At 71.0% G+C, this 11,744-nt stretch carries 10 protein-coding genes and 1 tRNA gene; 2 read left to right on the top strand and 9 right to left on the bottom strand.

What is annotated here, in order from left to right:
- Together GAS53_RS56015 and GAS53_RS04090 are read right to left on the bottom strand one after the other, a co-directional pair.
- Nucleotides 1-204: hypothetical protein (locus GAS53_RS56015; RefSeq protein WP_225858705.1), on the bottom strand; the 204-nt coding region annotated here is incomplete at its 3' end.
- Nucleotides 205-230: 26 nt separating this feature from the next.
- Nucleotides 231-2,183 carry an SMI1/KNR4 family protein gene (locus tag GAS53_RS04090; protein WP_151476009.1) on the bottom strand — a complete coding sequence of 651 codons (1,953 nt, stop codon included), beginning with the start codon at nt 2,181-2,183 and terminating at the stop codon, nt 231-233.
- A gap of 225 nt (nt 2,184-2,408) precedes the next feature.
- On the opposite strand from GAS53_RS04090, the gene GAS53_RS04085 reads away from it, so the two are divergent.
- Together GAS53_RS04085 and GAS53_RS04080 are read left to right on the top strand one after the other, a co-directional pair.
- Complete coding sequence (locus tag GAS53_RS04085; protein ID WP_151476008.1) at nt 2,409-2,993, top strand: TerD family protein; 585 nt, start codon at nt 2,409-2,411, stop codon at nt 2,991-2,993.
- Between the two features lie 377 nt (nt 2,994-3,370).
- A complete protein-coding gene (locus tag GAS53_RS04080; protein ID WP_151476007.1) occupies nt 3,371-4,267 on the top strand; it encodes a S1 family peptidase in 897 nt (298 codons plus the stop codon).
- Nucleotides 4,268-4,324: 57 nt separating this feature from the next.
- On the opposite strand, the gene selD is transcribed toward GAS53_RS04080, so the two are convergent.
- The 7 genes from selD to GAS53_RS04045 form a co-directional block, all read right to left on the bottom strand.
- Entirely contained in the window at nt 4,325-5,332 is a 1,008-nt protein-coding gene (gene selD / locus GAS53_RS04075; protein WP_151476006.1) for a selenide, water dikinase SelD, read from the bottom strand.
- Nucleotides 5,329-7,113 carry a selenocysteine-specific translation elongation factor gene (gene selB / locus GAS53_RS04070; protein ID WP_151476005.1) on the bottom strand — a complete coding sequence of 595 codons (1,785 nt, stop codon included), beginning with the start codon at nt 7,111-7,113 and terminating at the stop codon, nt 5,329-5,331. Before selB ends, selD begins: the two co-directional genes overlap by 4 nt.
- Before the next feature lies 1 nt (nt 7,114).
- Nucleotides 7,115-8,461, bottom strand: a complete 1,347-nt coding sequence (gene selA / locus GAS53_RS04065; RefSeq protein WP_151476004.1) for an L-seryl-tRNA(Sec) selenium transferase — start codon at nt 8,459-8,461, stop codon at nt 7,115-7,117.
- 8 nt (nt 8,462-8,469) lie between these two features.
- A tRNA-Sec gene (locus tag GAS53_RS04060) sits at nt 8,470-8,565 on the bottom strand.
- Nucleotides 8,566-8,759: 194 nt separating this feature from the next.
- Nucleotides 8,760-9,929, bottom strand: a complete 1,170-nt coding sequence (locus tag GAS53_RS04055; protein WP_151476003.1) for an Mrp/NBP35 family ATP-binding protein — start codon at nt 9,927-9,929, stop codon at nt 8,760-8,762.
- Between the two features lie 9 nt (nt 9,930-9,938).
- The gene (gene nrfD, locus GAS53_RS04050) at nt 9,939-10,892 is read right to left on the bottom strand and encodes an NrfD/PsrC family molybdoenzyme membrane anchor subunit (RefSeq protein WP_151476002.1); all 954 of its coding nucleotides are present in this window, start codon (nt 10,890-10,892) and stop codon (nt 9,939-9,941) included.
- A complete protein-coding gene (locus tag GAS53_RS04045; protein WP_151476001.1) occupies nt 10,892-11,743 on the bottom strand; it encodes a 4Fe-4S dicluster domain-containing protein in 852 nt (283 codons plus the stop codon). The genes nrfD and GAS53_RS04045 overlap by 1 nt, the downstream gene beginning before the upstream one ends.
- Nucleotide 11,744 lies beyond the last annotated feature (1 nt).

The following is an 11,744-nucleotide window of genomic DNA, read 5'->3' as shown; positions in this document are numbered from 1 at the left end:
GGCCGGAGCCTGGAACGCCGTGAAGCTGCATGCAGGACGTAAAACACCACAAAGAGCACCAGCCGCAAGAGCGACGTAACGCCGCAAGCCATACCTAAATGCCCACTGAGAGGGCGTTTGATGTTGATTCGCGCCGACCTTTTCAACATGCTTTGCCTGGTTTTCATCGGGCTCGGGCTCATGGAGTTCGATGCGTAACCGCATCGACAACCTGCGCGGCCTGGAGGTCGCTATCTGCTTCCCGGCCCGTCGTCTCCCGCCCGCTCGCCGTCCGCCGGGCGCGCGGTTCCCTGATGTATGCGGATCACCGTGTACGTCTCGCCGTCCTTCGGTGGCCGCGTCCATGAGCGGGCGGTGAATGTGTGCAGCCGCCCGTTCACGATGGCGTGACGCGGCAGACAGGCACCGAACTCCCCGGTCACCGCTTCCAGCAGTGACCGTTCCGCCTCGGCACCGTCCTCCATGTCGCCGAAGAACCGGCTCGGATCCAGCGCTCGCGGTATCTCCCCGCTTTTGTGGATCCCTCCGTCCGCGTACGTGAATGCGTACTGCTCGGCACCGTCTCGCGCTACCGAAAGGTGGAAGAACGGTTCCGCGTGCCGTGTCCTCAGGCCGCTCCACACCACCACCGCGCGGGTGCCTGTGCTGGCGGCTTCGGCTGGGGAGACGAACCGCTGCCGGTGGAACGGGGCGGGGGCGCCGTCGAAGGCGAAGCTCCAGCCGGTGCCGGCCCGGCCGACTGCCATGAGAGCCCTGTCTTCGTAGGACGAGAACTCTGTTTGGTCGCGCAACGATCTGTGGCGCGCCTCCCAAGAGGTCATGGGTTCGTTCAGCACGGTGCCGTCCTGGTCCGCGAGACGTCCGGGCAGCTCCTCCGGCTCCACCCCCTCCACCAGGACGAACCGGTAGGACGTGCGGTTGTTGCCCGGGTCCGGCTCCGCGAGCCACGCCAGGTCGGCCGGGTCGAGCCCGGCCGTCGGACTCGGTGCCTCACCCGCATGCCCGCCCCTGGGCGTGGACAGCAGCTCACGACCCCGCTCCGGGGTCAGCAGCGGCCCGAGTACGGGGTCGGCCACCCATCCCAGCGGCGCCAGGTGGTCCGGTCCCAGCGGCTCCCACAGGTGGACAGCGTTTCTCAGCGTCCGCCATGCCCCGTCGCTGTCTCCCCATCGCGCCAGCTCCCGCGCCCGCTCGACCGCTTCCCCGAACGGTCCGGCCGCCCTGTACCGGTACGTGCCGTTGCGCACCTGATCCAGCGTCGCGTGAGCCAGTGACACCAGGTCGTCGTCGGCGCCCCGCAGATGGAACGTCACCGTGGAGTCGTCCCGGTAAGAGTGCACCGCGTGCTCGGCGACCAGCGGCGGCAGCAGCTCGGGCGCGTACAGAGGGTCCGTCACCAGTCCGTCGAAGTACACCATGTGGGTCTCTCCGAGCAGGCGGCGTATCTGGTCACCCAGCCCGGCGGCCCGCGGCCGGCCGTACTCCTTGGCCTCGTCCAGCGCCTTCACGGCCCGTTCCCAGCCGCCGCGCAGCGCCTCCAGCCGGGCCTCCTCCACCAGGGCGTCCAGCTTTCGCGTCGTGTCGTTGGCGAACACCGCCTCCCCGTCCATCCGACGCGCCAGCAGGCTGTGGAACTCCCGGAACATGTCCCGCATGAACTCGAGGAAGTTCGCGTGCCGCTCGGGTGGCGCGGCCCGCCAGCTCGCCCACGTGTACACGGCCCACTCACCGTCCTCATCCACGTCCTCGGGATCCAAGAGGACGTGGGTGATGTCGGACTCGACGTCGAGCTGCAGCCCGCGCCGCCAGATGTCCGCCTCCCGCCGCTCCTCGGGCCCGGCGTCCTCGTCCAGGTACTCCTCGAACATGTCCGCGAGTCCCGACTCGTTGTTGTGCCAGTGCGCGTCCTCGGTCCCCGCCAGCAGCCACACGAACCCGCCCGCGTGCCGCCACCCGTCGCTGACCTTGAGGAACTCCCGGTACGACGGGGGCATCTGTTGGCCGAGGCGCTCCTCCATGGCTGCGATCCGCTCCTCGGACGCGGGTGGGAACCCCAGCCACCGCGCTTGCCGGGCGGCCTCGTCGTCCTCGCCCCGCGTCTCGCCGTCCGGCAGGGAATCTGCCCACTTCCCGCTCCACCTGAGCAGGAAGGACCGCCAGTCGAAAGCCGTAGTCTCCGTCATGCGTCCGATGCTGCCACCCACCACTGACAGCGCTCCGCCGCTTGCCGCGGCCAACGGGAGCCCGCCGTAGAGGATCTTCGCGAGGCGATCGTGACCCCATGCAAACCGGGCCCGCGGGACAGGGAATTGAACGGCTGTTCCCGAACCAGGTGTGCCGAGCGCTGAGGACTCAGCGTTCTTCAGGCAGACTTCATGCGTAGCAGTCCATCACGAAGAGGATCACGCATGATCACACTGACCAAGGAAGACGGCCCGGCGGATCTGGACGGAGTGACCCACCTCTCTATCGGGGCGTCCTGGGATCCCACCGTGGGGAGCAGCGGCGGGCTGATGGGGAAGCTCCGCCAGAAGACCGGCACCGACCTTGATCTGATCGCCATCGCGATGCAGGGGGCGGACCCCGTGCGGCTGGCGGGTCTCGACTCTCTGGACCCGCTGGGCAACGGCTCGTTGGTGCACAGCGGCGACAACCAGACCGGACGCGGGGACGGAGACGACGAGACCGTGGCCGTCGACTTCGCCAAGATCCCGCCCAACATCACGGCCATCGTGTTCATCGCTGCCGCCTACAAGAAGCACAGCTCCTTCCAGAAGGCGCGGAACATCAGCTTCAAGGTGTACGACGCGACCGGGGGCAGCACCCAGCAGGTCGCCGACATCTGGCCGAGCCTCCTCAGCAGCGACAACGCCTGCGCCGTGGCCAAGGCGATGCGAGCCGGCGGGGGTTGGAAGCTCCAGGTGATCAACGAAGTGGGGAAGATCAAGCAAGGCGACGAGCAGGCCCTGATGCGCTTCGCGGTCAGCAAGTAGGAACAGCGCTTCATGCGCGCACATCGGCCCGGCGTCCCTGGGAGTCGAAGGGGTGTCCGGGCCGATGCGGCGCGGATCGAAAGTCCGGACCCGCCGCGAGGGTGCGGCCGGAGTTGGCCTACCCCCGTCGGGCGCGGCCGGGGACAATGAGGCGTTCGCCGGCTGCCACCGGGCCCCGTCGGCCACGCCGGGGCCGCGTCCCGCCCCAGCCGCGCGCCATCTCGTATCCCGAAAGGGATGTCGGGGCCACAGACGCGCACTTCGTCACCGCGCACGCACCAGCTCTCGGCACGGAAGCACGGCACGGAAGCACGGCACGCCCGGAGACCAGTCGGGCGTGGCGAACCTGACCGACCGCCTTCAGGGGGATTTGGGTGATGAGAGCACGCCGTACCACCATCAGACCTTCGCAGCTGATCGCCTCGGTATTGAGCCTGCTCGTCGTGGCCGCCCTGGCGGTGTCCGGCACCGACGCGGCCGCAGCGCCCACGGCTGGCGCCGCACCGTCCGCCGCTTCGGTGTCCGGCGTGGCCTCGGCCGTCGAATCCCTGGGGATCGCCGGGACGACCTGGGCCGTGGACGAGCGGACCGGGAAACTGCGGGTTCTCGCTGACTCCACCGTCGCGGACGCCGACCTGGCCAGGCTCCGCCGGGCCACCGGGCATTTCGCCGGTGCCATGACCCTCGAACGGCTCGACGGCCGGCTGCGCACCCTCCTGTCGGGCGGCGACGGCATCTACGCTTCCGGTTGGCGCTGCTCGGCAGGGATCAATGTGCAGAGCGGCTCCACGTACTACTTCGTCACCGCCGGCCACTGCACCGACAGCATGCCCACCTGGTACACCGGTTCCGCGATGGCCACGATGATCGGCCCCACCACCGGCACGAGCTTCCCCGGCAACGACTTCGGCGTCGTCCGGTACTCCAACCCGGCCGTGCCGCACCCCGGGACCATCGGAACCGTCGACGTCACCGGGACCGCGACCGCTTACGTCGGTCAGAGCGTCTGCCGTCGGGGAGCGACCACCGGCGTCCGATGCGGCGTGGTCACCGCCCTCAACGCGACCGTCAACTACGGCAGCGGAGCCATCGTCTACGGTTTGATCCAGACCAACATCTGCGCCGAGCCGGGCGACAGCGGCGGCCCGCTCTACGCAGGCGACAAGGTCATCGGCATCCTCTCCGGCGGCTCCGGGAACTGCGCCACGGGAGGGACCACCTACTACCAGCCGATCCAAGAAGTGCTGAACACCTACGGCCTGTCCGTCTACTGAGGAGCTCGGGGTCAAGGGGGGGGCGCAGGTTCCGGACGCGCGGGCGCATGCCTCGCCTCAGCGAACGACCAGCGCATGCTCGCCCCGTGGCACGAGCTCGCCGATGACGGGCATGCCGGGCAGCTCGCCGGCGATCAGCAGACCGCCCGACGTCTGGGCATCGGCGAGCAGCAGGGCCTCGTCCGGGGCCACTGATGACAGCTCCGCGTGCGGCGACACCCACTCCAGGTTTCGCCGCGTTCCGCCGCTGACGTAACCGTCGCGCAGCGCTGCCCGGGCGGCTTCGAGGTACGGCACCGCGGCCGCGTCCACGATCGCGGTGACCCCACTCGCCGCGGCCAGCTTGAACAGATGGCCCAGGAGGCCGAAGCCGGTGACATCCGTGGCGCAGCGGATCCCGGCGTCGACGGCGGCGCGCGATGCGTCCCGGTTGAGCCGGATCATCGTGGCCACCGCTTCGGGGAAGACCTCTCCGGTCGCCTTGTGGCGGCTGTTCAGTACGCCGATGCCGAGCGGCTTGGTCAGCGTGAGCGGCTGTCCGGGGCGGCCGGTGTCGTTGCGCAGGAGTCTGTCGGGGTCGGCGATCCCGGTGACGGCCAGGCCGTACTTCGGTTCGGGGTCGTCGACGCTGTGCCCGCCCGCGAGATGGCAGCCGGCCTCGCGGGTGACGGACACGCCGCCGCGCAGCACTTCCGCGGCCAGTTCGAACGGCAGCACCCCGCGTGGCCAGCCCAGCAGATTGACGGCGACCACCGGCTCACCGCCCATGGCGTACACGTCGGAGAGCGCGTTCGCGGCCGCGATCCGGCCCCAGTCGTACGCGTCGTCGACCACGGGCGTGAAGAAGTCGGTCGTCGCCACCAGCGCCCGGCCGTCCTTGATCCGGACCACCGCGGCGTCGTCGCCGGTGTCGAGCCCCACGATCAGGTCGCCCAGCGGCTCGCGCACCGGGCCCGAGCCCGCGAGTCCGCGGACCATCTCCTCCAGCTCGCCCGGCGGGATCTTGCAGGCGCAGCCGCCGCCGTGCGCGTACTGCGTGAGCCGGACACCTTCGGTCACCGTCATGATCGCCCTTCCCGCGGCTTCGCATGGTCCCGTGTGCGCCGTCGGTCGTCGGGCAGCCGCTGGGTGAGACCCCGTCGGTCCAAGAGCTCCAGCAGCGGTACGGCGACCCGGCGCGTCGTCCCGAGAGCCGCGCGTGCCTCGCCCACGGTGAACGGCTGCGGCAGCGCACCGAGCGCCTTCGCCGCGTCGTGGATCGCGGACGGCAGCAGCACGACGCCTTCGGCGAGCCGGACCAGCGCGCCGGTCCGTACGGCCGCCGCCAACTCCCGTGGACCCAGGCCGAGTTCGGTGAGCCGTACGGTCTGCGGTGCGGCGAACGGTGCTGCCGCCAGTTCGGCGCGGACCTTCGCGACGGCCAGGGCGACGGGCGGCGGGAGGGCTGCCTGCCGGTCGGCCCGGACGATACGGCCGGCCCGGACGGCCAGTGGCGGCGTGAGCAGGGCGTGGACGAGGGTGCGGTCGGGCAGGCGCAGCGCTCGCCGGACCACGTCGAGGGGAGGGCCCGGTTCGAGTGGATGTCCGCGCGACCAGTCGGCCACGAACCGTGACAGTCTCGACCGCAGTTCCGCCCACAGGCGGTCGTCGACCAGCCAACTGCCCGCCACCGGGCGGGCCGTCACGGTGACGCCCATGCGTTCCAGGTCCTCGCTGCGCGCGATGCCGCGGCGCCGCAGCTCCGAGTACTGATCGGCGCGCCCGTCCAGCGTGGCCAGCACCTTCGCGCGGGAGACGGCCGCGCCGCGCCGGACCAGTGCCGGTGGTGCCACGTCGAGCACGGTGGTGCCGCCGCTGACGTGGTGCAGTCCCGGATTGCGGAGCAGGCCGCGGTCGCCGAGACGCAGCGGCAGCGGGCGGGCGAGGGTGAGCCGGGCGGTGTCGGCGCCGAGCGGACGTACCTGGGCGGGCACGGCCGCCGAGCCGATGTGCAGCATCACATCGCGCGGCAGGGACGCGACGGGGTCGCCGTGGACGCGGGCGTCGAGCACGTCGCTCGGACGGAACCGGTGCGGCGTGAGCAACGCGTCCCCGCGGCGCAGCTCGTGGGACTCGACGCCGCGCAGGTTCACGGCGATGCGGGCGACGGCCGCCGCCTCGGCGATCGGCCGCCCCAGCGACTGCAGGGCACGTACGCGCACCGTGCGTCCCTGGGAAGCGATCTCCATCTCGTCCCCGACGCGCATCCGTCCGGCGGAGAGGGTTCCCGTGACGACGGTTCCGCTGCCCCGGATGGAGAACGAGCGGTCGATCCACAGCCGTACCGGCGCATTCAGGTCCGGCGCCGGCAGTCCGGCGAGCAGCCGGTCCAGCGCCGCACGCAGTTCGGGTGTGCCCGCGCCGGTCGGCGGGCTCAAGGCCAGGGCCTCGACCTCGCCGAGCGAGGTACGACGGATCTCGGCCAGCGCCTGGTCGGTCGCGGGCCGGGGGTCGGCGAGATCGCTGCGGGTGACGGCGAGCAGGCCGTGGCGTACGTCGAGGGCGTGCAGCGCCGCGAGGTGTTCGGCCGACTGCGGCATCCAGCCCTCGTCCGCGGCCACGACGAAGAGCGCTGCCGGTACGGGACCGATGCCGGCCAGCATGTTCGGGACGAACCGCTCGTGTCCTGGTACGTCGACGAACGCGACGGTCGCCCCGGGCCGCAACTCCGTCCACGCGAACCCGAGATCGATCGTCAGCCCGCGGCGCCGTTCCTCCGCCCACCGGTCGGGCTGCATCCCGGTCAGCGCGTGGACGAGGGTCGACTTCCCGTGGTCGACGTGACCGGCGGTGGCGATGACATACATGTCAGGCCTGCCGGTCCCGGGCGGCGGAGAGCACGGCGGTGCGGAGCGTCTCGTCCTGGTCAGGAGGTGCGCACCGCAGGTCGAGCAGCAGCTGCCCGCGCTCCACCCGGCCCACTACGGACAGCTCGCCCGCACGCAGCGGCGAGGTGAGGGCGGGGGAGAGGGCGACGGCCCAGGAGGGCAGGGTGACGTCCGGTGCTCCGCCGCCGCCCACCACACTGGCGGTTCCGACGGCCTCGGCGGCGACCCCGTGGTCACGGAGAGCGGCGCTCAACTCATAGGCGCGTGACCGGAGATCGGGTCCGTGACGGTGCAGTGCCTGCCAGGTGGGCGACTGCGGTCCGCGCAGGGTGGCCTCCAGCGCGGCGAGCGTGAGCTTGTCGACCCGCAGCGCCCGCGCCAGGGGATGCCGACGCAGCCGTGCCACGATGGCCGCGCGGCCGAGGAGCAGCCCCGCCTGCGGGCCGCCGAGCAGCTTGTCACCGCTTGCCGTGACGAGCGCGGCGCCGTCGCCCAGCCCGGTGGTCGCGTCCGGCTCGTCCCTGAGCAGGGGTTCGGGGGCGAGCAGACCGGAGCCGATGTCGACGACCACGGGGACGTCGAGGCCGGCCAGGTCACGCGTCGCGACCGCGGAAGTGAAGCCTCGTACGACGAAGTTGGAGGGGTGGACCTTGAGCACGAACCCGGTGTCCGGGCCGATCACGGCCGCGTAGTCGCGCAGGGACGTGCGGTTCGTCGTGCCCACCTCGCGCAGCCGGGCGCCGGTGGACTCCAGGAGGTCCGGCAGCCGGAACCCGTCGCCGATCTCGATCAGTTCACCGCGGCTCACCACGATGTCGCGACCGGTCGCCAGCGCGGTGGCGACCAGGACGAGCGCGGCCGCGCCGTTGTTGACCACGTGCACCGCCTCGGCGGCCGGAACGGCGGCGGCCAGCGCCTCCAGGGCGCCGCGGCCGCGACGGGCGCGTTGCCCGGTGGCCAGGTCGAACTCGATGTCCGTGGTCCCGGCAGCCGCCCGCAGCGCGTCGACCGCGGCCGCCGAGAGCGGGGCGCGGCCGAGGTTCGTGTGCAGCACGACACCGGTGGCGTTGACCACCGGGCGCAGTGTGGTGGCGTGGCGCGGCAGGGACGCGGCCGCGACGTCGGCGACGGAGTCCGGCAGGATCTCACCGCGCCGTACCCGCTCCTGCGCCAGCGCGACGACGTCCTTCACCGCCGCACGGCCCAGTGTGTCGACGGCCGCGACGAGTCGGGGATCCCGGAGAACGGCATCCGTGCGCGGCACGCCGCGCCGCCGGTCCCTCGTCTGGTCAGTGCTCACGTCACCACCCAGTCCCTCGCACCGCATCGGTGCTGTGGCGGAGGCGGACGGGAATCGAACCCGCCTGGCCCGGATTCCGGACCACACCGGTTTTGAAGACCGGGAGGGGCACCAGCCACCCAGACGCCTCCGCCCCCCACCTTGGCCGACGGGATCCGTCTGTCAACCAGCCGGACTCAGAAAGGTTCTAAGTGGCCTCGGCGAAGTCCGGCGCGGTACCGCGCCCCGTAAGGGGCGCGGGGAACTGCGCGACCAGCCCCCACCGGCCCGCGCACGCGGCGGAGCCGCATATCGATACAGCATCACCGTGCTTCCAGCGGAGCGCTCAGTCATGGCGATGAGCGTGGTGGGACGCCGAGGAGCTGACCGGGGTGAGGCCGAGTCGACGCCCGGCCAGGCCGAGCCCTCGTGCGCCGAGCCGGTCGGCGACGGACCGGAGCTCCTTGGCGGCCGGTGCGTCCGGATCGGTCAGCACCAGCGGCTCCCCGGTGTCGCCCGCCTCGCGCAGCAGTACGTCCAACGGCACCTGGCCGAGGAGCGGAACGTCCGCGCCCACGCTCCTGGTGAGCGCCTCCGCCACGCGTCGGCCGCCACCCGATCCGAACACCTCCACCTTCCCGCCGCAGTGCGGGCACGGCAGCCACGACATGTTCTCGACCACGCCCACGATCCGCTGATGGGTCTGCAGCGCGATCGCACCGGCCCGCTCGGCCACCTCCGCCGCGGCCTGCTGCGGTGTCGTCACGACCAGGATCTCCGCCGACGGCACCAGTTGGCCGACGGATATCGCGATGTCGCCCGTGCCCGGTGGCAGATCCATGAACAGGAAGTCCAGATCGCCCCAGTACACATCGGCCAGGAACTGCTGCAGGGCGCGGTGCAGCATGGGCCCTCGCCAGACGACCGGTGTGTTGCCGGCGGTGAACATCCCGATCGAGATGACGCTCATGCCCCGCGCCGAGGGAGGCATGATCATCTGCTCCACCTGGGTGGGCCTGCCGGTCACCCCCAGCATCCGGGGAACCGAATGCCCGTAGATGTCGGCGTCGACGATGCCGACCCTGCGTCCCGTCGCCGCGATCGCCGCGGCCAGGTTCACGGTCACGGACGACTTGCCCACCCCGCCCTTGCCGCTCGCGACGGCGTAGACCCGCGTCAGCGAACCGGGCCTGGCGAAGGGGATCTCGCGGCCGCCCCGGTCGCCCATCAGCCGGTCCTGCAGCGCCCGGCGCTGTCCGTCGCTCATCACGCCGAATCCGACGTCGACCCGCGACACCCCGGAAAGCCGCGACACCGCACCCGTGACGTCACGCTTGATCGTCTCGTGCAGCGGGCACCCGCCGACGGTCAGGAGCACCGCGACGCGTACGGATCCGTCGGAGCCGATGTCCACCTGCTCGATCATGCCGAGGTCGGTGATCGGCCGGTGGATCTCCGGGTCCTGGACCGTGGCCAGCGCCTCGGTCACCTGCTCGCGGGTCGGGGCGGTGGTCATGGCACCGGCCTACTGGATGCTGAAGATGACGGCGGCGCGCAGCGCGAGCACGCCGAGAAGGACAAGGGCGGGCATCGCCAACGACCGTACGGCCGAAGCCGACTGGAGGGGCACCGGCACCCCCTCGCCCGTGACGGCGAGGCGGGAGGCGAGCAGGCCGCCGACGCCCGGCAGAAGCCCGGCGAACACGACCAGCCAGAGCAGGATCCAGGGGAAGCCGAAGACGGTTCCCACCGCGTCGGCCGGGATCAGTGTGAGCAGGAAGATCACGATCAGGGCGAGCTCGAGGAGCGCGTAGAGGCGTTCGGAGACGATGAGTTTGGCCGCGCTCGGCTCCGCCGAGCGGCGGTGGCGCAGCAGCAGAAGCAGCAGGGCCGCCGAGGCGGTCATGCCGGAGGCCAGGAAGAGCCCGCCGAGTGCCCAGGTGTCGCTCCACACCGGCTGGTTGGAGACGGACAGCAGTACGCCGGTGTAGCCGGCGACGAACAGACCGAAGACGGCCCCGATGGCGACGACCAGCTCGCCGAGGACCCCGTCGAGGAGCTTGACCGGCCGCCGTACGAGCGACAGGCGGATCCGTCCGTCGCGCACGAGCGCCTGGATGAACGACACCGTGGCGAACGCGCCGAACACCAGCAGGGCCCACACCCCGACGGACATCGGGGACCAGTACTTGAAGTTGAAGCCCGCCTCACCGGGTGTGGTGTTCCACATCATGTGCCAGAAGCGAAGCGGGCTGCCGAGGTCGAGGACCAGCATGACCGGGCACGGCAGCAGCGCGGCGAACGAGACGTAGTGGCCGAGCCGGGCCGCGTGCTCGTCCGAGGGCTCTCCGCGCAGGCGGAACAGGGCGGCGATGGCGTAGGCGCCGCCGGAGATACCGGCGAAGAAGAAGTAGAAGAGGATGAACCAGGTCCAGTCGGGGGAGCGGACGAAGTGCTGGACCTCCTCGGCCAGGAGCATCACTCGTCACCCGCCTCGGGGTCAGGGGGCGTAGTGCCGGAGGACGTTGCGGGGGTCGGCTCCCGGCGTCGGCGCAGCGCGATCAGGCCGCCGAGCACGGCCAGGACGGCGGTGCCCAGGGTGCCGAGATAACCGGGCACGTTGTTGCGCCGCGGCAGCACGGCGTTCTGCTCGTTCGGCAGTTTGTAGGCCTCGGGTTCGTCCATGAGCAGGAAGAACGCGTTGAGCCCGCCGTAGATCGAGTCGTCCTCGCCGTACAGCCGTGCTTCGGTGACACCTTGGTCGTGCAGATCGCTGACACGTTGGCGCGCGGCACGCTGCAGTTCCTCGACCGGACCGAACTGGATCGACTCGGTCGGACAGGCCTTCGCGCAGGCCGGTTCCATGTCTCCCTGGAGCCGGTCGTAGCAGAGAGTGCACTTCTGCGCGACTCCCTTGTGCTCGTCCTGTGCGATCACGTCGTACGGGCACGCGGCGATGCAGTTGCGGCAGCCGTTGCACACGTCGGGCTGGATGAAGACGCTGTCGAACTCGGTCCGGATGATCGCGCCGGTCGGGCAGACCTCCATACAACTCGCGTGCTGACAGTGCTTGCAGACGTCCGACATCATCAGCCAGGCCTTGCCCTGGCCGGTGCCGCTCGTCTCGTCCGGCACGTTGTCGATGAACTGCACGTGCCGCCAGTTCTGCGCGTCCAGGCTCCCGGTGTTGTCGTATCCGTCGCCGAAGACCGGCTCGTTCCCGGGCAGTTCGTTCCACTCCTTGCAGGCCACCTCGCAGGCCTTGCAGCCGATGCACACGCTCGTGTCGGTGAAGAACCCGTAGGCCTGGCCAGGCGTGATCCTTGCCATC

The organism is Streptomyces albicerus, assembly GCF_008905045.1.
GTDB classification, from domain to species: domain Bacteria; phylum Actinomycetota; class Actinomycetes; order Streptomycetales; family Streptomycetaceae; genus Streptomyces; species Streptomyces albicerus.
This window is presented reverse-complemented; position numbering and strand designations above follow the sequence as displayed.

What these genes read in the sequence shown, in the direction of transcription:
- GAS53_RS04090 (WP_151476009.1), bottom strand. Translation starts at nt 2,183, where the DNA reads ATGACGGAGACTACGGCTTTCGACTGGCGGTCCTTCCTGCTCAGGTGG.
- GAS53_RS04085 (WP_151476008.1), top strand. Translation starts at nt 2,409, where the DNA reads ATGATCACACTGACCAAGGAAGACGGCCCGGCGGATCTGGACGGAGTG.
- GAS53_RS04080 (WP_151476007.1), top strand. Translation starts at nt 3,371, where the DNA reads ATGAGAGCACGCCGTACCACCATCAGACCTTCGCAGCTGATCGCCTCG.
- selD (WP_151476006.1), bottom strand. Translation starts at nt 5,332, where the DNA reads ATGACGGTGACCGAAGGTGTCCGGCTCACGCAGTACGCGCACGGCGGC.
- selB (WP_151476005.1), bottom strand. Translation starts at nt 7,113, where the DNA reads ATGTATGTCATCGCCACCGCCGGTCACGTCGACCACGGGAAGTCGACC.
- selA (WP_151476004.1), bottom strand. Translation starts at nt 8,461, where the DNA reads ATGCGGTGCGAGGGACTGGGTGGTGACGTGAGCACTGACCAGACGAGG.
- GAS53_RS04055 (WP_151476003.1), bottom strand. Translation starts at nt 9,929, where the DNA reads ATGACCACCGCCCCGACCCGCGAGCAGGTGACCGAGGCGCTGGCCACG.
- nrfD (WP_151476002.1), bottom strand. Translation starts at nt 10,892, where the DNA reads ATGCTCCTGGCCGAGGAGGTCCAGCACTTCGTCCGCTCCCCCGACTGG.
- GAS53_RS04045 (WP_151476001.1), bottom strand. Translation starts at nt 11,743, where the DNA reads ATGGCAAGGATCACGCCTGGCCAGGCCTACGGGTTCTTCACCGACACG.